20 protein-coding genes and 1 tRNA gene are annotated in these 25,815 nt (G+C 59.5%); 10 read left to right on the top strand and 11 right to left on the bottom strand.

All coding sequences use genetic code 11. The annotated features are described in order from the left end of the window. Positions 1–485: 485 nt before the first annotated feature. The 3 genes from A9Q02_RS02225 to A9Q02_RS02215 all read right to left on the bottom strand — a co-directional run bounded on the left by A9Q02_RS02225 (position 486) and on the right by A9Q02_RS02215 (position 5,745). On the bottom strand, positions 486–1,976 hold the full coding sequence (locus tag A9Q02_RS02225) for a KAP family P-loop NTPase fold protein (protein WP_097650737.1): 1,491 nt from the start codon (positions 1,974–1,976) through the stop codon (positions 486–488). A gap of 160 nt (positions 1,977–2,136) precedes the next feature. Next, entirely contained in the window at positions 2,137–4,170 is a 2,034-nt protein-coding gene (locus tag A9Q02_RS02220; protein ID WP_097650736.1) for an SUMF1/EgtB/PvdO family nonheme iron enzyme, read from the bottom strand. Between the two features lie 603 nt (positions 4,171–4,773). Next, entirely contained in the window at positions 4,774–5,745 is a 972-nt protein-coding gene (locus tag A9Q02_RS02215; RefSeq protein ID WP_172450537.1) for a CaiB/BaiF CoA transferase family protein, read from the bottom strand. A 231-nt stretch (positions 5,746–5,976) separates the two neighbouring features. On the opposite strand from A9Q02_RS02215, the gene A9Q02_RS02210 reads away from it, so the two are divergent. Next, a complete protein-coding gene (locus A9Q02_RS02210) occupies positions 5,977–7,917 on the top strand; it encodes an ABC-F family ATP-binding cassette domain-containing protein (protein WP_097650734.1) in 1,941 nt (646 codons plus the stop codon). A 138-nt stretch (positions 7,918–8,055) separates the two neighbouring features. Here A9Q02_RS02210 and A9Q02_RS02205 read toward each other — a convergent pair whose 3' ends face one another. From A9Q02_RS02205 to A9Q02_RS02185, 5 genes are all read right to left on the bottom strand, one after another. After that, positions 8,056–8,463, bottom strand: coding sequence for a FixH family protein (locus A9Q02_RS02205; protein WP_172450534.1), 408 nt, complete (start codon positions 8,461–8,463; stop codon positions 8,056–8,058). Beyond that, positions 8,453–9,109 carry a DUF6962 family protein gene (locus A9Q02_RS02200; RefSeq protein ID WP_097650732.1) on the bottom strand — a complete coding sequence of 219 codons (657 nt, stop codon included), beginning with the start codon at positions 9,107–9,109 and terminating at the stop codon, positions 8,453–8,455. Before A9Q02_RS02200 ends, A9Q02_RS02205 begins: the two co-directional genes overlap by 11 nt. Further along, positions 9,109–9,390, bottom strand: coding sequence for a DUF507 family protein (locus A9Q02_RS02195; RefSeq protein WP_097650731.1), 282 nt, complete (start codon positions 9,388–9,390; stop codon positions 9,109–9,111). The genes A9Q02_RS02200 and A9Q02_RS02195 overlap by 1 nt, the downstream gene beginning before the upstream one ends. A gap of 156 nt (positions 9,391–9,546) precedes the next feature. Beyond that, positions 9,547–10,206 (bottom strand): class II aldolase/adducin family protein, encoded by a 660-nt coding sequence (locus A9Q02_RS02190; RefSeq protein WP_097650730.1) that lies wholly within the window; start codon positions 10,204–10,206, stop codon positions 9,547–9,549. Between the two features lie 231 nt (positions 10,207–10,437). After that, positions 10,438–11,520 (bottom strand): hypothetical protein, encoded by a 1,083-nt coding sequence (locus A9Q02_RS02185; protein ID WP_245860204.1) that lies wholly within the window; start codon positions 11,518–11,520, stop codon positions 10,438–10,440. A 385-nt stretch (positions 11,521–11,905) separates the two neighbouring features. Here A9Q02_RS02185 and ychF point away from each other — a divergent pair, with 385 nt between their 5' ends. Then, a complete protein-coding gene (ychF, locus tag A9Q02_RS02175) occupies positions 11,906–12,988 on the top strand; it encodes a redox-regulated ATPase YchF (protein ID WP_097650728.1) in 1,083 nt (360 codons plus the stop codon). A gap of 57 nt (positions 12,989–13,045) precedes the next feature. On the opposite strand, the gene rsmI is transcribed toward ychF, so the two are convergent. From rsmI to A9Q02_RS02160, 3 genes are all read right to left on the bottom strand, one after another. Continuing rightward, a complete protein-coding gene (rsmI, locus tag A9Q02_RS02170; RefSeq protein ID WP_245860202.1) occupies positions 13,046–13,948 on the bottom strand; it encodes a 16S rRNA (cytidine(1402)-2'-O)-methyltransferase in 903 nt (300 codons plus the stop codon). Beyond that, the gene (locus tag A9Q02_RS02165; protein WP_097650727.1) at positions 13,945–14,904 is read right to left on the bottom strand and encodes a GDP-mannose 4,6-dehydratase; all 960 of its coding nucleotides are present in this window, start codon (positions 14,902–14,904) and stop codon (positions 13,945–13,947) included. Before A9Q02_RS02165 ends, rsmI begins: the two co-directional genes overlap by 4 nt. 83 nt (positions 14,905–14,987) lie before the next feature. After that, positions 14,988–15,064, bottom strand: a tRNA-Val gene (locus A9Q02_RS02160). Positions 15,065–15,664: 600 nt separating this feature from the next. On the opposite strand from A9Q02_RS02160, the gene A9Q02_RS02155 reads away from it, so the two are divergent. From A9Q02_RS02155 to A9Q02_RS02110, 8 genes are all read left to right on the top strand, one after another. Further along, positions 15,665–17,752, top strand: coding sequence for a PrkA family serine protein kinase (locus A9Q02_RS02155; RefSeq protein WP_097650726.1), 2,088 nt, complete (start codon positions 15,665–15,667; stop codon positions 17,750–17,752). Between the two features lie 204 nt (positions 17,753–17,956). Next, positions 17,957–19,066 carry a DUF444 family protein gene (locus A9Q02_RS02150; protein ID WP_097650725.1) on the top strand — a complete coding sequence of 370 codons (1,110 nt, stop codon included), beginning with the start codon at positions 17,957–17,959 and terminating at the stop codon, positions 19,064–19,066. 23 nt (positions 19,067–19,089) lie between these two features. After that, positions 19,090–21,663: a SpoVR family protein gene (locus tag A9Q02_RS24765; protein WP_245860200.1), complete on the top strand. Its 2,574-nt coding sequence runs from the start codon at positions 19,090–19,092 to the stop codon at positions 21,661–21,663. An 18-nt stretch (positions 21,664–21,681) separates the two neighbouring features. Next, positions 21,682–22,527, top strand: coding sequence for a peptide chain release factor N(5)-glutamine methyltransferase (gene prmC / locus A9Q02_RS02130; RefSeq protein ID WP_097650742.1), 846 nt, complete (start codon positions 21,682–21,684; stop codon positions 22,525–22,527). 150 nt (positions 22,528–22,677) lie between these two features. Then, positions 22,678–23,322 (top strand): hypothetical protein, encoded by a 645-nt coding sequence (locus A9Q02_RS02125; protein WP_097650724.1) that lies wholly within the window; start codon positions 22,678–22,680, stop codon positions 23,320–23,322. A gap of 16 nt (positions 23,323–23,338) precedes the next feature. Beyond that, a complete protein-coding gene (locus A9Q02_RS02120) occupies positions 23,339–24,178 on the top strand; it encodes an alpha/beta fold hydrolase (RefSeq protein WP_097650723.1) in 840 nt (279 codons plus the stop codon). Between the two features lie 93 nt (positions 24,179–24,271). Further along, positions 24,272–24,895 carry a heme ABC exporter ATP-binding protein CcmA gene (ccmA, locus tag A9Q02_RS02115; RefSeq protein WP_245860198.1) on the top strand — a complete coding sequence of 208 codons (624 nt, stop codon included), beginning with the start codon at positions 24,272–24,274 and terminating at the stop codon, positions 24,893–24,895. Beyond that, positions 24,895–25,656 carry a heme exporter protein CcmB gene (locus A9Q02_RS02110; RefSeq protein ID WP_097650722.1) on the top strand — a complete coding sequence of 254 codons (762 nt, stop codon included), beginning with the start codon at positions 24,895–24,897 and terminating at the stop codon, positions 25,654–25,656. The genes ccmA and A9Q02_RS02110 overlap by 1 nt, the downstream gene beginning before the upstream one ends. The last annotated feature ends 159 nt before the right edge of the window (positions 25,657–25,815 follow it).

The following is a 25,815-nucleotide window of genomic DNA, read 5'->3' as shown; positions in this document are numbered from 1 at the left end:
CGGATGGCGTGACGCTGGTGGCACGTATGCACCGCATTTGACCAAGACTCGTGTCCAAAGGTGCTTGACACATTCCGCCCCATGGAAGGAAGGGCACGGGCGAGCCGTGCCCCTACGCCGCGCCCCCGCCCGCACCCCGCGTACGGGCACGGCGGTGCCGTGCCCCCGCCGTGCCCCGCCGTGCCCCCGCCATGCCCCGCCGTGCCCCATGGAAGGAAGGGCACGGGCGAGCCGTGCCCCTACGCCGTGCCCCCGCCCGCACCCCGCGTACGGGCACGGCTTGCCCGTGCCCCCACCGGCCCGCCGCCATGCCCCCGCCGTGCCCCCACCGGCCCGCCGCCATGCCCCCACCGTGCCCCATGGAAGGAAGGGCACGGGCGAGCCGTGCCCCTACGCCGTGCCCCACCGCCGCCGCCCGATCCCCAATCCCCAATCCCCGATCCCCCAATCCCCCAATCCCCGAACCCCAATCCCCGCCCCCGCCGCTACCCCTGTTGCGATACGCGGCTCTGGTAGACCAACTCGTGGATCTGGTTCTCATCAAGCTCGGCGAACCACGGCTCATGCTGCAACATCTTCCGCAGACGCTCATCCTGTTGCCCAACTTCTTCGCGCAGGGTCGTTGGGATCGGGCTGCCCCCTACGCCACCCGGCATACCGCGCACAATCGCTTCGATGCTGCGCAGCAGCAATGGCTCGCGGGCGATCTGTTCGTAGAGTTGGGTAAAACTAGTCTGGATCACGGTCAGTTTGGCGATGAGTCCCGCGGGTGTTCGACGTTGATGCGCCCGGTCGAGCATCAGGTGGAGCCGGAAGATGTTGAAGCTGCGTTTGACTTTGCGTGGGTTGCGCAGGAGCCCAGCGGTCATTGCGCTTGCGACCTGGGTGCGTTCTACCTCGCTCAAATCCGACACACCGGGCAACCGCTTCTGCAAGAAGGTGCTGATCGTGTCGGCAGCCAGCGGCGGCAAGGTAAAGGGCACCTGCACGATCTTCTCGAGGTAGTCGCGCTCGGCGACGGGAAAAGGCTCGGTCACCTTCTCAGTGAGAGCAAACTCTTTGTAGCGCACGCGAATGCCGCGCTCAATGATTTCGCGGTCAACACCGAGCACAAAGATGCAGCCTTTGGCATCAAAAAAGACCTTGATTGCCTCCAGCACGCCAATCGCCTGCTCGGGCAAACAGCGATCCAGGTCATCAATGAAGATCACCAGGCGAAACCCCGCCTGCGCGGCCCACGCTTCAATCAGGTCGTGAAACTGGCGATAGAACTGCTCTAATGAGCGCACCTGTTCACTATAGACCTTTGATCGCTCACGGCGAAGCGCCTTGGCAAAGCCTTCCAATTCCTCGCGCTTGAGCCCCTCACCCTGCACAGCCTTACCAATGGCCCCCAGCGCATCGCTCACCGTGCCAACAAACGGCAGCGCAGAAAGGCCCATCCTGATCGCCGTGCGCGCCGTCGCTTTGCCTGCTTCGCCCCAATCAAGCGCAAGCGACCCAACCTCTTCACGCTCAACCGTCTGATAGAGACTCGCCAGCAGATCGTCGAGTTGCTGTTCAAGTTCGCCACATTTCGTCTTCGGATCGGCTGGCGGCACCTCACCGGCTTTCCGCGCACGCGCGCCCACAAGCGTACGCAAACGATGCTCGTTGCCGAGCACCCGCTTACGAATCTCCGCAATCACACTGATCAACAACGCCCGCCAGAGCGCCTCGCTCTGCGCGTAGCGCCAGGCATCAAACCAGATCGGAATCACCTCGGGGTGGGGCGCATCAGGATCATCAAACGGCTGATAGATCATCTTCATAATGCTCGTCTTGCCACTGCCCCACGGCCCATAGATGCCAATCGTCAACGGCGTATCATCCAGATGCGCGCCCTGCACAATCTCAGCAAGCGCCACCGCCGACGGCCCAAAACCAAGCTCATCCTGGATCGTCGGCAAATCACCGAAACCACTGTGGGTAGACATAGAGTGCTCCAAAAACTATCCCCATACCATGCAACCAAGACAATTCGTTTGACGCCAACGCGCAGCAGCACAAAACGTTGTTGCATCGCTCTGCAAAGCTTTGCTCCTATCCCCGATCCCCAATCCCCGATCCCCGATCCCCAAAAACAGCCCACAGCAATCAGGATTCAGAACCGGGCAGTGGAGAATGACTGGCGACCCGCAACCCGTCGTCGTAGTAGCGGTAGCGCGGGTCGTTGTAGCTGCGGTACGAAGCCCGGACGTATTTTTGGTCGTGGTACCACGATCCACCGCGTCGTATTCGAAGCTTATCAGATTCTAGATACGCTGCCTGCCACTCGTCCTCCAATTGATACGGGTACCCCTTACCGGACAGGGTCGCGCACCACTCCCAGACGTTGCCAGCCATATCCAGCACCCCGTACGGGCTGGCACCAGTCGGATACTGGCCGACTGGGGTCGTGCGTTTATGCCCAGCTTCCTCGCTATTGCAGCGCCCAGTCTCCCAGGCATTGCCCCACGGCCGGATGCGCCCGTCGGGGCCACGGGCGGCTTTCTCCCATTCAGCCTCGGTCGGCAGGCGGAACGCGTGCCCGGTCTGCGCACTCAGCCAGCGGCAATAGGCCACCGCCTCGAACCAACTGATGCCCACGACGGGATGCTGCGCACCGTTCCAGGTCGAGTCATTCCACCATTGAGGAGTGACAATCTTTGCCTGCTCGCGCCACGCCCAGCCCACCTTCGTCCAGTAGGCGGGATTGGCATAGCCATCGCCCTCGACGAAAGGCCGAAACTGCGCGTTGGTCACGGGCGTTGTGCCAATCCAGTAGCCAGGTAGCGTCACGGTGTGTTGCGGTTTTTCTCGATCTTCCGCCATCCGATCCGCATCGCTGCTCCCCATCAAAAAGGGGCCAGCCGGAATCTGGATGAGGGGTGGCACCCACGCGGGCAGCGGCGACGGCGTCACCTTGCCCCGTGTGAGTGACGTTGAAGGATAGACAACCACCTCAGGTGAAGGCGTCGCATCTCCCGCATCTGCGGCTGACGTTGAAGGCTGGACAACCACCTCAGGTGAAGGCGTCGCGCCGCCCGCATCTGCGGCTGACGTTGAAGGCTGGACAACCACCTCAGGTGAAGGCGTCGCGCCGCCCGCATCTGGTGGCGCGACGACCCTTGGCGGAGCCACGCCCAGCAAGTGCCCAAAGACCTCGGCGAGCAAGGCGTTCCGTGGTGCCCAGGTGTCGCCCGCTGGCCTGGCGAGGCCGATCAGTTCCAACCGGGCCATCGCGTCGTCCAGGCGGGTGAAGGGTGGCGGATCACTGAGCAGGCGGCGCGCCGCGTCTTCCAGGTGATGTTCGCGCAGGTCGTCGCGGATGCGTCGCAGCAACGGGTCGCCGCGCTGGATCTCGGCAATGGCGCGGTCCAGCGCGTTCGCCGGTAGGGGTGCGCCCGGTTGCAGCGCCTGCACCATCGTGCGCCCGATGCGCTGCGTCAGGTACGGGTGGCCGTTCACACGCTCGTAGGTAGCGCGGCCCAGATCGGCAACAACCGCTTCGCTGAGACCCAGATGCTTCAGCCCATCCTGCATCAACGCAAGCGCCTCGGTCGCTCCAAGATCGCCCAGGTAGACCTCTTCACAAATATTGTGCAACGACGACGCCTCGGTGATGATCAGGTCGTACAACTCGACGCCGCCACTGAAGATCACCTGCAACTTCTCAAGCGTCGGCTCCCACAGCCGCGTATGAAAGATCGAGCGCAACGCATTCGCCAGCGCCTCGCGGGTCGGCGCGGGCAACGCACCCCACTCATCCAGCATCAACACAAACCGACTGATCTCGGCACGCCCCAGCGCGTCGGTCAGAAATTGCTGAAAGGTCGGGCCATCCTGCACATCTGCCGGAGCAGCAATGCCAACCGGGATCGCGATCCGCGTCGCGAGATGAGCAAACGCACGATCGGCGGAGGCCCCCTTGATCAACTGAAAATCAACACGACAGACCCGCGCATCCGAGCGCAACGCAGCTTCCAGACGCAGCAACAGGCTCGTCTTGCCATTCTGCCGCCCCCCATAGAGCACCAGATAGCTCGCGACATCATCGAGACAGAGGTGCCGCAGCCGCGCGAGTTCCGCCTCGCGGCCACGGAAAAGCGCATGGGTTGGCCCAAGGGCGGTGATGGCAAAAGCAACCATAATATGAACAATGGCTAGGCAGTGGAAGCAATACGATCTGGTGTTGGACGCAGTATAACATAGCAACGAGGCATTATTGTCTCATGGTGAAGGCTGCGCCACCAACAGGCCGCTGGGCGCAGCAGCAATCAGAGAGGCATTCCCCCAACGGACGCGCCAGGGGCTGCTGTGCCCCTACACCCCGCCCCGCCCCATGTACGGGCACGGCTTGCCCGTGCCCCTGCCCCGCCCCCGCCCGCCCCGCCCATCCCCGATGGAGGGGCGCAGCAGCCCATGCGCCCCCTCTCAACCACACCGTCATACCATCGCTGCTGCGCCCTGCCCCGCACCCAAATCCATCCCTGGCGACCGGCATGCGCCCTGCGCCCGCATCGCCACACCACCATCGCCCCGTGCCCACCCCATCGCCGTAAGGCCGAAGCACGCGCCCCTCACCCGTGCCACCACCCTACACCTGAGCAGGCGCGTGCTTCGGCCCTACGATGGCGTCGTGCCCACCGCCGCCCGATCCCCGATCCCCGATCCCCGATCCCCGATCCCCGATCCCCGCCGCGCCCCCCGCCGCCGTACGGGCACGGCTTGCCCGTGCCCCCCGCCGTGCCCCTATCCCTCGCGAATCGGCAACCGCACGCTGATCTCCCCGGCGGCCTCGGCGGCTTCGGCAATGGTCAGCACCGGCGATACACAGGCGTCCAACGGCGCAAGGATGCGCTGCCACTCGGCGAGCGTGCGCTGCACGACCACTGCCGCGACCTCGTGCGCCACGGCCTCCTGGTCGGCATCGAACTGGCGCGCAACGAGATCAGGGCGCTCCAATGCTCCACAGAAGCGCGCCCAAAAATGCGGTTCCAGCGTCGCCGCCGCCAGATGCCGCCCGTCCGCCGTGCGATAAAGCCGGTAGTAGGCTCGTTCGCCGGTCAACAGACGCGCCCCCGGGCGCTGGCGCTCGACGCTATACCAGAGTGCCATTAGCCACCGCGATGCACCGGCCATCGACGCGTCGAGGGTCGTGCCCTGCCCTTGCTTCTCGCGCGCCAGCAGCGCCGCCAGAATGCCCGTCGCCGCCGTCAACCCGCTCACCATATCGGTCAACGGCGCCCCCGGCATCGCTGGCTCGCCATTGGCAAGCGTCGCCCCCACCATCCCCGAAAGCGCCTCGAAATCGAGATCATGTCCCGCCCGGCTGCGCTCAGGGCCGTGGCTGCCATATGCACTCAGCGCACAATAGATCAACCGCGGATTCGCCGCCCGCAGCGCGGTCTCCCCCAACCCCATCCGCTCCAGCGCCCCCGGACGCAATCCGTCAACCAGGACATCCGCTTCTGACGCGAGCTCGCGCAACCGCGCCGCACCCTCGGGCGCACGCAGATCAAGCTCCAGCTCCTCTTTGCCTCCATTAAAGAGCGCATACGTCGCATCAAGCGGCGTCAACTCCTTCAACGGATCACCCCCCGGACGCGACACTTTCGTCACCTGCGCACCCATGCCCAACAAAATCTGCGTACACAGCGGCCCCGGAAAATAGGTCGCCACCTCAACAATCCGCACCCCCTCCAACGCACGCTCGATCGACATACTCGCTCCGTCTGGTACAATGTGCTGGCAATCTACATACTTGCAAGCTGCGCTTGCTGCCTTGCGGAAGAGGGAAGGCGTGGTTTTTTCAGCGAGGGCAAGCCCTTCCTGAGACCCTCTCGACCGCAACTTCTCGCTGGAAGCATGGAGGCCAGGATACCATACTCCAAGCAAAGAGGCCGAGCGGATTGCGGTAGCCCTCTCTTCTATAACCGTCCGTGAGAACATCCGATGACCATTCTCTCTGTCGAAGCCATAAGTAAACAATTTGGCCCTCGCCCGCTCTTTGAAGAGGTGTCGTTTGGCATGCTCAAGGGTGAGCGCCTTGGGGTGATCGGGGTCAATGGCAGCGGCAAGACGACGCTGCTGCGCGTGATTGCTGGCGTCGAGCCGCCCGATAGCGGGCGCGTGGTGACGGCCAACGGCATTACGCTGGCCTATCTCCCCCAGGCCCCCCTCTTTGCGCCAGGGGCCACTGTGCTCGAAGCGGTCTTTGCTAGCCCTGCGCCGACGATCCAGCTCCTCCGTACCTACGAACAGGTCGCAACGGCGCTCGCTCACCAGCCCGATAACGCCGCGCTCATCACGCAACTCGGTCAGTTGACGCCCCAGATGGATGCGCTCGGTGCGTGGGAGGCCGAAACGGCGGCGCGCAGCATTCTTGATGAACTGGGCCTCGCCGAGCTGATCAACGTGCCCGTTGAGGCGCTCTCGGGGGGGCAGCGCAAGCGCACCGCCATGGCCCGCGCCCTTGTTGATCGGCCTGATTTGCTGATCCTCGATGAGCCAACCAACCATATTGATACCGATACGGTCGCCTGGCTCGAAGATTATCTCGCCCGCATTCCGACGGCACTGCTGCTCGTCACGCACGACCGCTATTTCCTCGATCGCCTCGTGAGCCGCATGCTCGAACTCGATCGCGGTCGCGCAACCGTCTATCAGGGCAACTACGGACGCTTCCTCGAACAAAAAGCCGAACGCCTCCAGCAAGAGGTTGCCGCGACTGATGCGCGTAAAAACCTGTTGCGCAAAGAGCTTGCCTGGCTCCGGCGGGGCGCGCAGGGCCGCACGACCAAGCAAAAGGCCCACGTCGAGCGGGTCTACGAGTTGATCGATCAGCGCCCCGAAGCGAGCCAGGGCCAGGTTGCCATCGATCTCGCCCAGGGCCGACGGCTCGGCAAGCGGGTCGTCGAAATCAAGAACCTGACCTATGCCTACGAGGGCCAGCCTCTGATCAACCAACTCAACCTCGAAATCCGTCCCGGCGACCGGCTCGCTATCATCGGGCGCAACGGCAGCGGCAAAACCACGCTGCTCAACCTGATCGTCGGGCGCCTCACCCCCGACGCAGGCGAAATCATCACTGGCGCTACGGTGCATCACGCCTACTACGACCAGGAAGCCGAGGGTCTGAACCTGGATCAGCGCGTTGTGGACTACATCCGCGACGCTGCCGAACTGATCCGCGGGCGCGAAGGGGCCCTAGTCGCGGCTACCCAGATGCTCGAACGCTTCCTCTTCAGCCCCGAGCAGCAATGGGCGCTGATCAGCACCCTCTCGGGCGGTGAACGGCGGCGGCTCTACCTGCTCCGCCAACTGATCGAAGCCCCCAACCTGCTGCTGCTCGACGAACCGACCAACGACCTCGACCTGCAGACGCTCACCGTGCTCGAAGACTACCTCGACGAATTCCAGGGTGCCATCGTCGTCGTCAGCCACGACCGCTACTTCCTCGATCGCATCGCCCAGCGCACCGTCGCCTTCGAAGCCAACGGCAAACTCCGCGAATACCCCGGTGGCTACACCCTCTACCGCCAGTACCGGCAGGCTCACGACGATGCAAAGAAGCAGGAAAAGAGCGCTGCGCGCGAGCCCATGCGCCCACGGGCCGGCATGCAGGCCGGCTCAACGGCTAGCGACACTCCGCCCACCCCCACAGCGCGCCCAACCCAGGCCACGCGGCTGAACTACAAAGAGCGGCGCGAACTCGAACAACTCGAAGCAAGCATCCCACAACACGAAGCCGAACGCGACCAGATCATCGCCGAACTCGCCACCACAGGCGCCGACTACACCCGCGCCGCCGACCTCGCAACCCGCCTCGCCGCGCTCGAAGCAGCCATCGAAACCGCCTACACCCGCTGGGCCGAGCTCTCCGAACGAGTTTGACGCAAAGCGCCGCAGGCTTGATGCAAAGACGCAAAGACGCCAAGCACCGTAGACCGATCCAAAAAACCTTCGCGCCTTTGCGCCTTTGCGTCAAAAAACCTTTGCGCCTTTGCGTCAAAAAACCTTCGCGTCAAAAAACTACTCAACCGCCACAACCGGAAAAACTGCCCGGTATTCATCGTCACCGAGCCTGACGACCACGATCATTTCCCAATCGCCCTCCATCGTATAAGCGCTGTAGGCGACATAACGCCCTTCGCCCTCTAGCTCGGCGATCGGTCGGTTGATCCCCATCGGCATCGCGGGCATCGTCATATCAATGTAGACATCGGCCCCATCACGCGGCTGACCGGTCTCATCAGTCAACGTGATCACAAATTGTTGGCTCGTATTGATGCGCGGCACCGCCACACCCTCGAAGGCGATCGTCAGATCGCCAATCGTCTGTTGTTGCTGCGTCAGTTCCTCTTCCGGCGCGGGCGACGGCATCCCGCACGCCGCGAAGAAGAAGAAACAGGCGCAGAGCAAAAAGATGTTACGCCCCATGATCCTCAACCAGGCCGGCATCAATCCCACCAACAAGCACCGGGATCGCGGCGATCTGCACCAGATGGAAGATGCCATTGTTATCAAACGGGAGACCCGCGATCTGCGTGTGCAGGCGCGACGACTGAATCGCAGCCGCAATCAGCGAGAGCAGAATCCCCGCCGCCGTCATCTGCGCCCCGCGCATCCGCCCGCCCTGGGCCAGGCGCACATAGATCGTCAGTGCATAGAGCAGCGCCGCTGCTTCGTAGACAATGAAGACAATGAACCCACGGGAGAGTCGACGGGTCACGGTGTCAAAGCCGAACGCGCCAAGCAAGAGCCAGGGCAAGACCCGCCGACCGGCCCGCTCACCAAAGCCATCAGCCGTCGCCGCCGACGCAAAGCAGCCGACCATCAAACCAAAGCTGATCGCCAACAACCGCCAGAGCAGATCGTGCGTGCGCTGACCAATTTTTAGCCCGTGGGCAGCCGCCCCAAGCCCCCCAGCCGCAGCGAGGGCGCTAAAGGCCCCCCCCCACACATACGCTCGCCAGGTACGATGGCGCACAAGATAGGTCGCCGACCCCAGCGCCAGCGCCGCAATCACCACATCCGTCCCGGCGGTCGTCTGCTCAGTTGGACTCTCAATAAATTCAAGTGACATTACAACACCAGGCGGCGTTCGTTAATCAACTTATGGCGGAGCTTACGATAGAGATCATCGTAGCTCAGGCGCCCCATCGTAATCTCGTACTTGTAGGCTTGCAGCAAACCATGAATCTCGGCATCAAGCCGCTCTTCGACCTGCAACTCATCAGTGACGATCTGCTTGATCGCAATGCGCAACTCACTATCGCCCGCCTGAAAGAGCACCCCCTCAACATCGGCTAGCGCATCAACAAGATCGGCTGAAAGTTGTTCGATTTTTTCAGGTGAGAGTTTCATTGTTCTCCTAGTCTAATTGGTCTGTCAACGAAGTTTCCCGATCTGTTGTCACCCTGAGCGCAGCGAAGGGTCTCAGGCGTGCCCACGGCAGAGATGCTTCGCTGCGCTCAGCATGACACAGTCGTGAGAATATCAGAAAGTGCAGTTGAAACACTACTAATTTTGCATGCGAAGAGCCGCCCGCAAATGATACAATTCAGCAATCCGTTCATGAGGCATTGGTTCAAGAGGGCCGAGCAGATGGGCCGCGTGCAGAATGCGGGCGCAATGTTCGATCTGCTCCATCTGAAAATAGGCCGCCGTCGGGGTACGCGCCAGCGTCAAGGCACCGTGGCGGGCCAACAACATCGAGTCGTGGTCAGCAACCAGGGGATCAATCGCCTCGCCCATCTCGACGGTGCCAGTGCGTGCATAGGGTGCCGTCGGAATCGGCCCGAGCGCCAGCATCGCCTCCGGCAGCACCGGTTCGCTCATCGTAATCCCGACGAGGGTCAAGGCCACCGCCATCGGCGGATGCGCATGGACACAGGCCAGCACATCGGGGCGACGCCGGTAGACGTGCAGATGCAAATGCTGCTCGGTCGACTGCCGACGACCCGCAGCAGCCCGCAACAACTCGCCCTCAAGATTGATCACCACCAGATCCTCGGGCGTCAACTCACCCTTGCACAAACCGGCAGGCGTCATCAAGATCGAGCCATCGGGCAGACGCGCCGAAATATTGCCATCGCCAGCCACAATGAGCCCACGCTCATAGAGCCGACGCCCAACCATCACAATCTCTTCACGCAACAACGCTTCAACCTGAGCAGCCATGCATCTCTTCCTTCTTCCCTAAGACAAGGATTTAGGCTACTTTACCATTTACGCTCATCGGAGTGCCGACTTCAGTCGGCTTCCCGCTCAGCCGACTGAAGCCGGCACTCCGAGGCGAAGGTCAAGCACATGCCCTAAAACCTTTGCGCCCCCGCGCCTTTGCGTCAAAAAAACCAGTCCCTTACCCTAAAACCTTTGCGCCCCTGCGCCTTTGCGTCAAAATAAATACCCCTAGCCCCGCGTACGCCGCCGCATCTGGCGCGCAACCATCACCGCAAACAGACTCCAGCCCAGCCAGGCAAAGAGCCCCCGACTAAACCGGGCCGCAAGCATCCAGAGCAAAATTCCACTCCGCGCTGACGCAACAAGGCTCCGCTTCCAGAAGGCAACCCGGGCCTCGGCATCCCAATTAATCGTTGCAAGACGCCCCATTAGCCCCCGTTGCGCACAGCCTTCGAGCGAGTAGATATAGATTGTATCGGTATGGCGTGCCGCAAGCAAGAGATCACGTTCAAGGGCTTCCCACGAGAGCGGGGGCGGGGCTTCACTTGAGCGCTCACGTCCCGACGTACCCGGCACCACACCAACGGCAATGCTATCGGCAGCAGGGCCATAGCTTGCCACTAGCGCCCCTCCAAGGTCGTTGCCAAGCGTATCAAGCGGAGCACTGCTATAGCAGATCAGCACCTCGACATCGGCAGGCAAATCAACAATATCAAGCGCCCGCTGCGCCAGACTCGTTCCAGCGCGGCGATCATCAGCAAGAATCGGCAATTGATACGTATGCACCTCAGCCCCATCGTGATGAATTCGAGCAATCAACTCAGTATAAGCCAGGCGTGCCGAAGCAAAAAGCACATTCTCACGCGCAAGCCAAGCCCGTCGCGTCAAATCACGCAAGCCCCAGCGATGAATATGATCGACCTCATTGCGCGGCGGCTCAATATCAAGCCCAATCGCCTGAAAATGCAACCCGTGCTTCAACGCCCAACCACGAAATGCCGCATACCGCTCGACCGCCTGCGGATAATTTTGCAGATGGAACCAGAACCCCTCATCGGGTGAAAGCAGCAACCACGCAATCGCAGGAATACGATGTTGATTCAGCAACCGCACCGCTGCGGCCGTCGGTTCATCAAAGTGACGCATCGCAACCGCCACACCATACCCATGCACCGACAACTCAGCCAACAGCAACTCATCGTGCAACAACACCCACAACTCATCACTCTCAAGTTCGCAAAAAAAGATCAACTGTGGCTGCCCAAAGCCTGGGCGCATTGCATCACTCATCTGGGGGGTAGCATAGACCATGAGGCGTTACCCTTCACACGGGAAACTTCCCTAACACCCTTCCATTATACACCCCGTCCTGAGCCAAAGCGACATTAATCACCCCCCCGTACGGCCGAAGCACGCGCCCCCCGCAGCCCCCATCAACCGGCCTGCAATCCATAGCGCGTGCTTCGGCCCACCCAGCGTCGCACGCACCACGCTTCCTGCTCCACCTCTGGCACAGCCACTCGTCACACATCTGCCATCCCAAGGCGTTCTCAACACCCTTTGCGCCTTTGCGCCTTTGCGCCTTTGCGTCTTTGCGTCGAAGCATCACCCCTACCGGGGTTGCAACTTTCGCACCCCGGCGCTATACTTGCCCAAACTCAGGACACACACCCGTGACCAACCAGAGAAGAGAAACATGAAAATCGCAATTATTGGCTTGCCAAATAGTGGCAAAACCACCGTCTTCAATGCCTTAACGCGAGGAACAGCCGAGACAACGGCCTACGCCTCTGGTCAACTTGAACCAAATCTGGCCACCGTCAAAGTCCCTGATAACCGTCTCGCCGTGTTGACAGGGATGTTCAAGCCCAAAAAGACCACTTTTGCCGATGTGCAGTATGTTGATGTCGCCGGCCTCAGTGGTTCGCGCCGCGAGGGCGAGGGCTTGCCTCCTGCGTTGCTCAACTACCTGGGCACCGCTGATGCGCTGCTGCACGTCGTCCGCACCTTTGAAGATAGCGCGGTGCCTCACCCCGAAGGCTCAGTTGACCTGATGCGCGATCTGCAGGCCGTCGATCTCGAGCTCGCGTTTGCCGATCTCGCAATTATCGAGCGCCGTTTGCAACGCCTCAATGCCGAGATCACAAAAATGGCCGCCCGCGAGAAAGAGCTACGCATCACCGAGCGCGAGTTGCTACTGCGCTTGCAAGCTGGCCTCGAGGCTGAGATACCGATTCGCGCCGCGCAGATGAGCGAGGAAGAAGAGCGCCTCATCCGTGGATATCAGTTCCTCACCGCCAAGCCACTCTTGCTCGTGCCCAACGTCGGTGAAGATCAGTTGAGTGCGCCGCCCACGGTCACCTATGCCCATCCGCGCAGTGCCGTTGTGCCGCTCTGTGGCAAAATTGAGGCCGAACTGGCCCAACTCGATGACGAAGATGCGCAGACTTTTATGGAAGACCTGGGCATCACGACCCCCGCCCGCGAACTCGTTATTCAACAGAGTTACACCCTGCTTGGCCTGATCAGCTTTTTGACGACCGGCCCCGATGAGGTGCGTGCCTGGACGATCCGCCAGCAGACGCCAGCCGTCGAAGCAGCTGGCGCGATCCACTCTGACATCCAGCGCGGTTTTATTCGCGCCGAAGTTGTCGCCTACGACGACCTTATCAAAGCTGGCTCGATGACCGAAGCCAAAAAACAGGGTACCGTCCGCATGGAAGGCAAAACCTACATCGTCCAGGACGGCGATATCTGCCATTTTCTCTTCAACGTCTGATTCACTAAAGTTTTCTGGCATTCCTGGGTACGCGGGCGTCCCGCCCGCGTACCCAGGCTACTCGCCAGCACCAAGGCTCAGCCACACCTCATACACCACACTCTTTTGCAGGCCGAGTTCGCGGGCAACCGCACGGGCCGCACTGCTGCCACTGAAACCCTGGTCGCGTAGGAGGCGCAGCCGCCCAGCGATCTCTGCCTCCGTTGGCGGTTCGCCGGTATGGGCGCTCGCCTGGAGGCGGTTGCGGTCGCGTTTGTGTTCCCCAGGGGGGCGGCCTTCGATCACGAGCGTGTATTCGCCCCGCGGACGCTGGGTGCTGAAATGGCTGATCAGGTCGCTCGCTGTGCCGCGCCGCAGATCTTCAAACCGCTTGGTGAGATCCTTCGCTACAACGATCGTCCGGTCACCAAAAACCGCCTGCATATCGGCCAGGCTATCGAGCAACCGGTGCGGCGCTTCAAAGCAGATCAGGGTCAGCGTTAACTCAGCCATATCCGCAAAAAGCGTGCGCCGCTCAACACTGCGCCGGGGCAAAAAACCAAGGAACGCAAAGCGTTGCGTCGCTAATCCCGAGGCAACCAGCGCCGCAATCGGCGCACTCGGCCCGGGAATGGGCACAATGGTGTAGCCGGCAGCCAGGCATGCCTGCACCAGTTCAAAACCCGGATCGGAAATAGCCGGAGTTCCCGCATCAGAAATAAGGGCAACATTGCCCAGACTCAACGCTTCAAGGATCGTCTCAAGCCGGGCGAGTTTATTATGTTCGTGATACGAGATGCAGGGCGTGCTGATCTGATAATGATCGAGCAGGGTTCGGCTATGTCGCGTATCTTCGGCGGCAATCAGGCGCACCTCACGCAAAATTCGCAACGCCCTGAGCGTGATATCCTCAAGGTTGCCAATCGGCGTCGCCACCAGAAAGAGCGTTCCCCGCCCTCCGGGTAGAATTTCATCGCTCACCGCGCCAACTCCATGCGCCAGTAGGCAAGCAATTCCTCGACAATTTCGACCATGCCAATGGTAGGCTTCCAGCCCGTTGCCGCACACAGTTTGCGGTTGTCACCACGCAGGATCGGTTCATCGCTCGGGCGCAGCCGCGCCGGGTCAATCTGCACCTCCACCGGAACCCGCCCGCGCTCCACGACCATCTGCACAATATCGCCAATGCGCGTCGCCTGCCCCGAACAGAGATTATAGACCTCACCGGGTTGCCCATGCTCAAGCAGCAGCCAGAGCGCACGCGCAACATCGCGGGTATGCGTAAAATCGCGGCGTGGCTCAAGATTGCCCACCCGCAGGATCGGCTCTTGCAGACCAAGCTCAATCGCCGCCATTTGCCGACAGAAGGTCTGGATCGAACAACGGTCACCCTGGCGCGGCCCGACATGATTGAACGAGCGCGTGACCACTACGTGCAACCCAAAGTTATCGTGGTATTGCAGCCCCGTCAACTCAGCCGCCACCTTGCTCACCCCATACGGGCTACCAGGACGCATCGGGTGCGTCTCACCAATAGGGATAGCCTCGGGCGCTACCGTGCCATACTGGGCGCTCGTCCCCGCGATATGCACCCGCGCCGTCGGCACATGACGCCGCACTGCCTCGAGCAGATTGACCGTGCCCTCAACATTGACCCGCAACGTGTGGATCGGTGCCTCCCACGAAGCACTGGGATAACTCTGGGCAGCCAGGTGAAAGATGCGCTCGGGGGCAGCCTTGGCAATGGCGCGATCGATGGCAAACGGATCCTCGATATCACCCTCGTGGATCGTCACCCGCTCAAGCAGATGGGCAATTGGCCGAGGATCGCTGCGCCAGCGCTTAAAAGCATGAACCTCAACCGCAGGGAGCGTCAACAGATAATCGGCGAGGAAACTCCCAACAGGACCAGTCAACCCGGTAAGCAAGACCCGCATATGTCGCCTCACTCGACAGCGGCACTCGTGCGTGCCAGAAAACAAAAAGCCCGCCCAATGGGGCGGTGCTTGCAACAGAGCTTTGGTGGGTGATAGTGGATTTGAACCACTGACCTCCACGATGTCAACGTGGCGCTCTAACCAACTGAGCTAATCACCCAACGGGCTGTATGCTACCATATGCATGCACAACCTGTCAAGCCGCACGAACGAGGATGTCAGGGCGATTGCATCTTCCGTGCATGCACCCCACCAGGGCACCCGCAAGGGGTGCCCGTACACCGGGTCCGGCCCTGTAGGGGCACCCCTTGCGGGTGCCCTTTCTACAGTATGACTGGCCAATTGTCGCACAAATATTTCTGAATGTTGTGACAAACCACGCAAGAAACAGCCCAAACTATCCTTGACGCGCCTCTAGCGCGTTGTTATAATGCTAATACCTGACCAATCAGGATCTCCTCTTTTTAGACTCCCAGAGATCGAAAGCTGTATAGCGATGTCGCACAGGGACTACGTAGACGTACTCCCTGCTACCCGCCACCACTGCACCCGCGAGATCGCTCAGCGCAGATCGCATGCCCTGCACGTTAGCATAACTGCCCGCTGGCTCCACGAGGATCCGACGCCAGGCCAACGGCGTGCGCCGTGAGCTTGCCCCAACGCTCTCCTCAGACGGATGATCGTCTGGGTAACGACCGTTGCGGCACTCTCTGCGCCTGGATTACAAGGGAACAAGGGCCTTGAGCAGGAGGAATAACCGATGACAACCGTGACCGGTAGCTCGCTGATGGAATTTCTTGGCGAAATCCAGGATCGCAAGCAGTTCCAACAACTGAATTGGCGTGGAAGCTTTGGCGAGTATCTGGATCTTGTCGCCCAGGAACCGCGTGTCACCCGTAATGCGTTTCAACGCATCTACGATATGATTATGTCCTATGGCACCGAGGACTTTATTGATGCCAAAAAACGCTTGATTCGCTATCGGTTCTTCTCTGATGCAACCTTTGATGGCGATGATTCAATCTATGGCCTCGAGATCCCATTGATGCGGCTGGTCAATTTCTTTAAGGGGGCCGCCAAAGGCTATGGCACCGAAAAGCGGGTGCTCTTACTCCACGGCCCGGTCGGTTCATCCAAGTCGACCATCGTTCGCCGCATCAAAAAGGGCCTTGAACACTATTCCAAGACCGATGATGGGGCCCTCTTTACCTACGATTGGTACCTCGGGACGATCGAAGACCACGCGAGTTTCGATTTTCGCCAGGTGCCCGAGGCCGAGTGGGAAAAGTGCCCGATGCACGAGGAGCCCCTCCACCTCATTCCCCTTGATCACCGCGAGGCCTTCCTCGTTCGGATGAATGAGGGCCGCCCAAGTGAAGATCATGTCCGTATCTCGGGCGATCTCTGCCCCGTCTGTCGCTTCCATTTCCGTGAACTGATGCGCCGCTATGATGGCGATTGGGTCAAGGTTGTGCGCCATATCCGCGTGCGCCGCCTTGTCTTTAGCGAGCAGGATCGCGTTGGGATCGGAACCTTCCAACCCAAGGATGAGAAGAATCAGGACTCGACCGAGCTCACCGGCGATATCAATTATCGCAAAATCGCGCTCTATGGCTCCGATTCTGATCCTCGTGCGTTCAATTTCGATGGTGAGTTCAATATCGCCAACCGCGGCATTATCGAGTTCGTCGAGATGCTGAAGCTCGATGTGGCGTTCCTCTATGATCTGCTCGGCGCTTCGCAGGAACATCGCATTAAGTCCAAGAAGTTCGCCCAGACCGATATTGATGAGGTGATTATCGGCCATACCAATGAGCCCGAGTATCGCCGCCTCGAAAATAATGAGTTCATGGAGGCGCTCAAGGATCGCACGGTGCGCATTGATATTCCCTATGTCACCCGCCTCCGCGATGAGGTGCGCATCTACGAGCGCGATTTCAATAAGAAGAAGGTGCGGGTTCATATCGCCCCCCATACGCTTGAAGTCGCTGCGATGTGGGCCGTGCTGACCCGCCTCGAAGAGCCGAAAAAGCCCAATCTGACGCTCTTGCAAAAGCTCAAGCTCTATAACGGCAAGTCCCTCCCCGGTTTTACCGAGGATAATATCAAGGAGTTGCGCAAAGAGGCGATCCGTGAGGGCATGGAAGGCATTTCGGCCCGCTATATCCAGGATAAAATCTCGAATGCGCTCGTGAGTAATCAGGAAGAGGGCTATATCAATCCCTTTATGGTGATTAATGAGCTCGAAGGTGGGCTCAAGAATCACGCGCTGATTAGCTCGGAAGATGACCGCAAGCACTATCGCGATCTGCTCGCGGTCGTCCGCGAAGAGTATACCGAAATCGTGAAGAATGAGGTGCAACGGGCGATCTCGGCTGACGAAGAGGCGATCAAGCGGCTCTGTGGTAACTATATTGATAATATTAAGGCCTATACGCAGCGCGAGAAGGTGCGTAATCGCTATACCGGTCAGTATGAAGAGCCTGATGAGCGCCTGATGCGCAGTATCGAGGAAAAGATCGATATTCCCGAGTCGCGCAAGGACGATTTCCGTCGCGAAATTATGAATTATATCGGTGCCCTGGCGATCGAGGGCAAGACCTTCGATTATCGTACCAACGAGCGGCTCCATAAGGCCCTTGAACTGAAGCTCTTTGAGGATCAGAAGGATAGCATCAAGCTGACGTCGCTTGTCTCACGGGTGATCGATAAAGATACGCAAGAGAAGATCGATGTCGTCAAGGCCCGCCTTGTGCGTGACTTTGGCTATAATGACCAGAGTGCAACCGATGTCCTGAACTATGTGGCCTCGATTTTCGCCCGTGGCGATACCCGCGGAACCTATTAACATAACGCCAGGTTAGTGAGGTGAGCGAGAGCAGTCCTAGACGACGTGTGCCTGAGGAGTGCCGGCTTTAGCCGGCTAAAGCCGACACTCCTGTCTGTAACCCAGATAGGACTGCTCTCGCTGAGTCAACCTGTACATCGTGTTTAACGCATAGCAGGCAAAACAACCAGGATGCTGGTCGTTCTGCCTCCCATCAGTACGCCTATGTCAATGAAACGTGTCGACCGTGACCTCGGACGTTTTCGCCAGATTGTCCGAGGGAAAATCAAGCAGGATCTGCGCAAGTATATGTCCCACGGCGAGATGATCGGCCGTCAGGGCAAACGCTATGTCTCGATTCCTGTGCCCCAGATTGATTTGCCCCAGTTTCGCTATGGGGCCAAACAGGGCGGCGGTGTCGGCCAGGGTGAGGGCGATGTCGGCGATCCAATCGGGCAGGGCGATCCTCAGCAGGGCCAGGGCGAGGCCGGCTCTGAGCCGGGACAGCACGTGCTCGAGGTCGATGTCCCGCTCGAGGAGCTCGCCGCAATCCTCGGCGAAGAGTTGCAGTTGCCCAATATTCAGCCCAAAGGCCAGAAGAATCTGATCAGCGAAAAGGATAAGTATAGCGGCATCCGCCGTACTGGCCCTAATTCGCTGCGCCATTTCAAACGAACGTACCGCGAAGCCCTCCGTCGCCAGATTTCGTCCGGTGATTATGATAGCGTTGATCCGATCGTTGTACCGATCCGCGATGATATGCGCTATCGCTCGTGGAAAGAAGTGATGATCCCCGAAAGCAATGCGGTGATCATCTATATGATGGATGTCTCTGGCTCGATGGGCTCGGAACAGAAGGAACTTGTGCGGATTACAGCCTTCTGGATTGAAACGTGGCTCCGCTCACAGTATAAAGAGATCGATATTCGCTATATCGTCCACGATGCCGCTGCGAAAGAGGTTGACCAGGAGACGTTCTACCATATCCGCGAGGGCGGCGGTACCAAGATCTCGTCGGCCTATAAGCTCTGTAATCGCTTGATCGATGAGCGCTATCCCGCCAATGAATGGAATATCTATCCGTTCCATTTCTCTGATGGCGATAATTGGGGCGGCGGCGATACCCGCGAGTGCATCGAGTTGCTCAAGAAGGAGTTGCTGCCCAAGGCCAATCTCTTCTGCTATGGGCAGGTGCGGTCGCTCTATGGCTCTGGGCGCTTTGCCCACGATCTCGAAGAGTATCTGAGTAACGACGACCGCATTGTGATCTCTGAAATTACTGAACGTGATGATGTCTACGATACGATTAAGGATTTTCTCGGTAAAGGCAAGTGATTTCTTTACGTGATATATAGCTTATGAAGAGTACACGTCTGCCAACCCAACTCGAGGCGGCTCGCCAAGAGATCGAAGCCATCGCCCGCGCATATGGGCTCGATTTCTTCCCGATCCTCTATGAGGTGCTCGATTATCGTACCCTCTATGAGACTGCGGCCTTCGGCGGCTTTCCTACCCGCTATCCCCACTGGCGCTTTGGCATGGATTTTGACCAGTTGCTCAAGGGCCATGTCTGGGCCGGCTCGACGATCTATGAGATGGTGATCAATACCAATCCTTCCTATGCCTATCTGCTCGAAGGCAATGAGGATGTGACCCAGAAGATGGTCATGGCCCACGTGACCGGCCACGTCGATTTCTTCAAGCATAATATGTGGTTTGCCCATACTAATCGCAAGATGCTTGATGCGATGGCAAATCACGCAACCCGTATCCAGCGCATTATTGATCGCGTGGGCTATGATCTCGTTGAGAGTTTTATTGACACCTGTCTCTCGCTCGAAAATCTGATCGATTACCATTCGCCCTATATCCGCCGCCCTGAAGCTCAGTCCCATCGCCCCATTGTCGGTGAGGATGAACCTGATGTGGTCGAGGGTCTCAAAGTTGACCGCGAATATATGCGCGGGTATATCAATCCCCCCGAGTACCTCGAAGATCAGCGCAAGAAACTCGATGCGGAACGTGCGAAACAGCGTCGCTTTCCTGAAAATCCGCAGCGCGATGTGCTGCTCTTTCTGATGAATTATGCGCCCCTCGAGCGCTGGCAACATACGGTGCTCGAGATTGTTCGCGATGAGGCCTACTATTTCGCGCCGCAGGGCATGACCAAGATTCTCAATGAGGGCTGGGCCTGCCTCACCGGTACGGCGTTGCTCTTCACCGAAGAAGGGTTGCTCCCCCTCGCCGAGGTCGTGCAGCGTCAATTGTCTCTGCGTACCGCCGATGGCAGTCACCCCCAACGGATCTACGACTGGGCGACCTTTGCCAATTATGCGACGATCAAACTGACCACCAGCCGCGGCTTCCAACTCGAAGGCTCGGTCAACCATCGTGTGCTGCTCGCCGATGGCACGTGGCGTCGCCTCGATCAACTCCAACCCGGTGACCAGGTGCAACTCGCCGGCGGTCAGGATCTCTGGGCTTCGACGTATGTTCCCCTCAGCCCTGCGTCACCTGCGGTTCTCGATGAACCGCTCGCGGCGTTGCTTGGCTATCTCGCCGGCCACAACTTGCAGCTCCAGCGTTCTTCAATTGACGAGGCCGACGACGAGCCGCTCTTCGCCGCGCCAAACCATCCCCGTTGGCAGACTCCGCCAACCACGCTCGTCGCTCCCCTGACGGTGACGACCCGTGACGCGGTATGTGTCCAGACGCTGCTTTCGTATGCAGCGCAGTGCCCCGACGTTGGGTTCGTCACCCACGATGATGGCGAGCAGTGGCAGATTGTTCTGGAGGGGGGCGAAGCCGCGCCCGCGTTGCACCAGGTTCTTGCCGCACAGGTGATCCCCGACTCCGTCATGCGCTCGCCGAAGCCGGTGGTCGCCAGTTTCCTGCGGGGTCTCTATGACGCCAACGGGGATGTCGCCACCCAAGGTGCCGTACTCTTCACCAGGGAGGCGACCTTTAGCCAGCATGTGCAACTGCTCTTGCTCAACGTTGGCATCCTGAGCAGCAACCAGCAACAGCCCGATGGCACCTGGCAGATCAGCATCGCGGGGGCAGCGCTCCGCACGTTTGCCGACCAAATTGGCTTTGACCAACCCGCTAAAAGGCAGGCGCTGCAAAAAAACCTCGCAAGTCAGCCCACGCTTGCCCCCGCGCCCTGGACAGATAGCGTAGTCGCGCTTGCGCATGGCCGCGCTGATGTCTACGACATCTCGGTGGAAGTCACCCATCGGTATGCCGCACAAGGTCTGATCAACCACAATAGCTACTGGCACTCGACGATCATGACCCAGCACGTTGCCGACGCCTCTGAAATCATCTCGTTCGCCGATCTCCATAGCGGGGTCGTCGCTACCAGCGGAGGACGGCTCAACCCCTACAAAGTGGGCCTCGAACTGCTGCGCGATATCGAAGATCGCTGGAATAAAGGCAAATTTGGCAAAGAATATGACGAATGCGACGACCTTGCCACCAAACGCACCTGGGATCGTGGACTTGGCCTCGGTCGCCAGAAGATCTTCGAGATCCGCAAGCTCTATAACGACGTCACTTTCATCGACGAATTTCTCACCCCCGAGTTTGTCATCGAAAATAAGCTCTTTACCTTCCGCTACAACCGTGACACCGATCTCTACGAAATCGCCTCACGCGAATTCCGCGAGATCAAAGAGAAGTTGCTTTTCCGTCTCACCAACTTCGGGCAACCCTCGATCATGGTCGAAGACGGCAACTACAACAACCGGGGCGAGCTCTATCTCCGCCATCGTCACGAAGGTGTCGATCTGAAGATGGACTATGCGCGGGATACGATGCGCAACCTGCACCGCATTTGGACACGCCCGATTCACCTCGAAACCATCATCGACGACAAAAAGCGTCTGCTCTCCTTCGATGGCAGTGATTTCACCGAACGCCGCATTGATTAACCAATGAGAGCCCAGCCCATCACCGTGCTGAGCCTGCTCCGGCAGGCTCAGACACAGCTTGAACCGGTCAGTCCAACCGCACGCCTGGATGCCCAGATCCTGCTGGCGCATGTCCTCGCCTGGCCGCGGACGCAACTGCTTGCCGAACGCGACTACGAGCCAACGCCCGCTGAATGTGCTGCTTTTGCCAGCCTTGTTGCACAGCGGGGCACCCAACTCCCCGTAGCCTATCTCGTAGGACACAAAGAATTTTACGGCATCGATCTCTTTGTCAACGAACACACCCTTGTCCCACGGCCCGAAACTGAACTGCTCGTTGATCTCGCCCTCACCGAAGCGCGCCGCCTTCACCGCGCCACACCGCTGACCATCGCCGACATTGGCACCGGTACCGGGGCCATCGCCGTGGCGCTCGCACAACACCTGCCTGACGCCCTGATCTACGCCACCGATGTCTCAGCCGAAGCGCTGACCGTTGCCGCCCGCAACGTGCGCACGTACCAACTCAGCGAACGCATCATCTTGCTCCAGGGCGATCTGCTCGAACCCCTACCAGCACCAGTCGATCTGCTCATCAGTAACCCACCCTACACCATCCTCGCCGAGGTAGACGCCAACGTCCGGGCTCACGAACCCCACCTGGCCCTCGACGGCGGCGAAACCGACGGGGCCGATGTCTATCGCCGCCTCCTTGCCGCTGCCCCCAACTACCTACGCCCCAACGGTGCCATCCTGCTCGAAATTGGCGCATGGCAAGGCCAGATCGTCAGCGACCTGATCCGCAACGCCTTCCCCCAGGCCAGCCTCAGCCTCCACCGCGACCTCGCCAGTCACGAACGCGTCATCTGCGCAACCCTCGAATAATAAAACACTGAGCGGTCGCAGGGTGAGAACGCCAGCGTAACTGGCGTTCTCACCCTGCGACCTCAAGCTGTAATCCTGCTGTCATGGAATGCTCTGGATTAAGCGTGCTTAACGTTTTTATACTAAAGAGAGGATTGAGGAGGCACGCTCATGCAAGCTCTGTTTGTAACCCTGAGCATCGCGATCATCACCCTGTTGATGTTGATGCTCTGGTTTGTTCCCCATCTGTTACAGCAACAGGCGCAACGGAACGCCCGTGAGGCGGCGGCCCTGCGCACCATGCTGACTGATCTGCTCGAAGAGCAAGAGGCGGTCGCACGCCGCCAGGCGCAATTGACCACATCGATCGCCCACCTGCAAGATCAACTCGAGCAGACCCTGATCACCGTACCCGCCAATGCCGATCAGCGGATTACGGTGCTGGCCGATCAAGAGGTACTGCACGTCCTTGAAAAGCGGATCGGAACGCTGCAACTCCAGATCCAGCAGTGGCTTGAGCATCGTAGTGTCCGTCAACGCAATGCCCAATTGCAAGACAATGAAGCGTGGGCCAATCTGATGGGCTTGCTTGCCGCCATCCAGGAACGGGTCGGCGCACTCTCGGATCTGCATCCCAACGCCAGAATCGGGCACCAGGCCCATCAGTTACTCACCGAACTCGAACAAGAAATGGCCCAGTTGCGTTCAATTTCTGATGATATTACCACCCTCCAGTGGCGGCTACGCGCCTCGGTGACGGAACGCGACAACGATCTCGGCAGCCTGCGCTCGCATGCAGGCAGCAGCGCCGACTAAGCAAGGTTAGAACGTCATGAGCATCATCGTCATTGATAACCAGGTCGTCCACTACGAAGTCCTGGGCCGGGGGCAACCTGTGCTCTTTCTCCATGGCTGGCTCGGCAGTTGGCGCTATTGGTTCCCCACGATGGAAGTGGTGGCCGAACAGTTTCGCACCTACTCCTTTGATTTCTGGGGGTTCGGCGATTCCCGCCGCAAACAGACCCAGGCCAGCATTCAGGCCTATGCCGATCAGGTGATTCGGTTTCTCGATGAACTAGGGATTGAACGCGTGATGCTGGTGGGCCATTCAATGGGCGGAATGGTGGCCCTCAAAACCGCGCTGAACCATCCCGAACGCATTCTGCGCGTGACCACGGTTGGCGCACCAATTGACGGCAATTCACTGGCCTGGTTGCTCAAGTTGACGGATCGCCCCCTCTTCGCCGATGCGGCCGCCCGGTTGCCCTGGGTACGCCGTAGGCTCTTTCGCTTTTTCCTCGGGCAAACACACCAGTTTGCCGTAGGCGAAATGGTTGATGATAGTATCAAATCTGATGCCGATACGATGCGCTACGCCATCAGTTCGATGTGGCGCACCGACCTCAGCCCCGAGCTCGAACGTCTGCGGGTGCCAGCTTTGATCATCCACGGCAAGCGTGACGATGTCGTGAACCCAAATCAACTCAAGCTCTTTGCCCACAACCCGATGGCCGAAGTGCTCGCGATGCCCCGTAGTCGCCACTTCCCCTTCCTCGACGAAGCCGCACAGTTCAATGAAGTCTTGCTTCGCTTCCTCACCGCGGGAAAATCGCCGAGCCCTGACCGCGTCTGGCAGGGCTTGCGCACCGAACACCAAGCAATCGCTCGCTAGCACCTACCCACCCATACAGATCTCACGTCAAAGGCCAGCTTCGCTGGCCTTTGACGTGAGAATGAACTCCCCTACCTGTGCTACAATCCCTGTGTGGACATTCGACTGATAGTTGAAGAAGTTGCCGCTAGCTATGGTACCCGCAATGTCTTTGCCGCTGTGTCGGTCGAGTTGTGCGCGGGCGAAACGATGGTGGTCAGCGGACAGAACGGCAGTGGCAAGAGTACCTTTTTGCGCCTGCTGGCTGGCTTGCAACGGGCCGATGCCGGCCAGATCACCTATCTGGCCGGCAATGAAGCGTTTGACCCACGTGATGCCGGGCACCTCATCGGCTGGGTAGCCCCCGACCTGATGCTCTATCGGGATCTCACCGCCCGCGAGAACCTCCGCTTTTTCGCTGCCGTACGCCGGATCAGCCTTGATGATCACGCAATTGATGAGGTGCTCGCCCGGGTTGGACTGGCCGGGCGCAGCGATGACCGCCTGGCGGCCTATTCATCGGGGATGACCCAGCGCATGCGCTATGCGTACGCCCTGATCCACCACCCCCCCGTCCTCTTGCTTGATGAGCCAACCGTCACACTTGATGAACGTGGGGCCGAGGTGGTTGACACCGTGATCAACGCCCAGCGCCGCCACGGCATTGTGGTCATTGCCACCAATGATCCCCGCGAACTACGCTACGGTGATCTTGTGTTAGAGTTTGGGAGCACCTGATGGCCGGGCATTCAAGTACCGAACAAGATCCTGGTCTGACGTTGACCACCCAGCAACCAGTAGCGCAGCAGCGTATCGTTGACCTCCTGCAGGCAGCATGGGCGGTCTTTGTCAAAGATCTGCGGATCGAACTGCGCACCCGTTATGCCATCAATGCGATGGTTCTCTTTGCAGCCTGTACCGCCATGATGGTGAGCATCGGGACGACCTTTATCGGGTTACGGCGCACCGAAGAGGCCCTCTTGATCCAGGCCTCGCTCCTCTGGATTGCACTCCTTTTTGCAGCCATCAGCGGCTTGTCGCGGGGCTTTGTTCACGAAGAGGAGACGCGCACCCTCGCGGCCTTGCGGCTTGCCGCCCCAGCGATTGCCGTCTACCTGGGCAAATTCTTGCTCAACCTTGCCCTGCTTGCCCTGCTTGGCCTCATCACGAGCCTGCTCTTCATCGTGCTTGTGCGCGTTCAAGTTGGGAGTCCCCTGGCCTTTCTCGGCATGCTCGCCGCGGGCGGCCTCAGTCTTGCGACTTCAACCACGATCCTTGCGGCTATTATCACCCGGGCCAGTTTCAAGAATGCCCTCTTTGCTGTGCTTGCCTTTCCGCTCCTTGTGCCTCCGCTCATTATCGCTATTCAAGGCACCGCGGCCACGCTTGCCGACGGTGGGGGAGTAGTCGCCTTGCCCGCCCTGCAATTCCTGATCGCCTACAGCGTCGCCATGTTCGTCGCGTCATTGTTGCTCTTTCGCTTTGTCTGGGAAGCGTAGAGGATGGTTTTAATCTCACAACGATACCATTGTATGTGATACATGTCTCATACATGACCTATGGAACATGCTACAATGTTGGCGAACATGACCCTCTTGTGGATATAATGTCTTCTGAGTAGAAGCTTGACAATTCATACCGCTGGTATGTCGCAGCAT

It is taken from the genome of Candidatus Chloroploca asiatica (assembly GCF_002532075.1).
GTDB lineage: Bacteria > Chloroflexota > Chloroflexia > Chloroflexales > Chloroflexaceae > Chloroploca > Chloroploca asiatica.
This window is presented reverse-complemented; position numbering and strand designations above follow the sequence as displayed.

Coding starts and splice junctions, on each gene's coding strand:
- A9Q02_RS02225 (WP_097650737.1), bottom strand. CDS start 1,976: ATGTCTACCCACAGTGGTTTCGGTGATTTGCCGACGATCCAGGATGAG.
- A9Q02_RS02220 (WP_097650736.1), bottom strand. CDS start 4,170: ATGGTTGCTTTTGCCATCACCGCCCTTGGGCCAACCCATGCGCTTTTC.
- A9Q02_RS02215 (WP_172450537.1), bottom strand. CDS start 5,745: ATGTCGATCGAGCGTGCGTTGGAGGGGGTGCGGATTGTTGAGGTGGCG.
- A9Q02_RS02210 (WP_097650734.1), top strand. CDS start 5,977: ATGACCATTCTCTCTGTCGAAGCCATAAGTAAACAATTTGGCCCTCGC.
- A9Q02_RS02205 (WP_172450534.1), bottom strand. CDS start 8,463: ATGGGGCGTAACATCTTTTTGCTCTGCGCCTGTTTCTTCTTCTTCGCG.
- A9Q02_RS02200 (WP_097650732.1), bottom strand. CDS start 9,109: ATGTCACTTGAATTTATTGAGAGTCCAACTGAGCAGACGACCGCCGGG.
- A9Q02_RS02195 (WP_097650731.1), bottom strand. CDS start 9,390: ATGAAACTCTCACCTGAAAAAATCGAACAACTTTCAGCCGATCTTGTT.
- A9Q02_RS02190 (WP_097650730.1), bottom strand. CDS start 10,206: ATGGCTGCTCAGGTTGAAGCGTTGTTGCGTGAAGAGATTGTGATGGTT.
- A9Q02_RS02185 (WP_245860204.1), bottom strand. CDS start 11,520: ATGGTCTATGCTACCCCCCAGATGAGTGATGCAATGCGCCCAGGCTTT.
- ychF (WP_097650728.1), top strand. CDS start 11,906: ATGAAAATCGCAATTATTGGCTTGCCAAATAGTGGCAAAACCACCGTC.
- A9Q02_RS02165 (WP_097650727.1), bottom strand. CDS start 14,904: ATGCGGGTCTTGCTTACCGGGTTGACTGGTCCTGTTGGGAGTTTCCTC.
- A9Q02_RS02155 (WP_097650726.1), top strand. CDS start 15,665: ATGACAACCGTGACCGGTAGCTCGCTGATGGAATTTCTTGGCGAAATC.
- A9Q02_RS02150 (WP_097650725.1), top strand. CDS start 17,957: ATGTCAATGAAACGTGTCGACCGTGACCTCGGACGTTTTCGCCAGATT.
- A9Q02_RS24765 (WP_245860200.1), top strand. CDS start 19,090: ATGAAGAGTACACGTCTGCCAACCCAACTCGAGGCGGCTCGCCAAGAG.
- A9Q02_RS02125 (WP_097650724.1), top strand. CDS start 22,678: ATGCAAGCTCTGTTTGTAACCCTGAGCATCGCGATCATCACCCTGTTG.
- A9Q02_RS02120 (WP_097650723.1), top strand. CDS start 23,339: ATGAGCATCATCGTCATTGATAACCAGGTCGTCCACTACGAAGTCCTG.
- A9Q02_RS02110 (WP_097650722.1), top strand. CDS start 24,895: ATGGCCGGGCATTCAAGTACCGAACAAGATCCTGGTCTGACGTTGACC.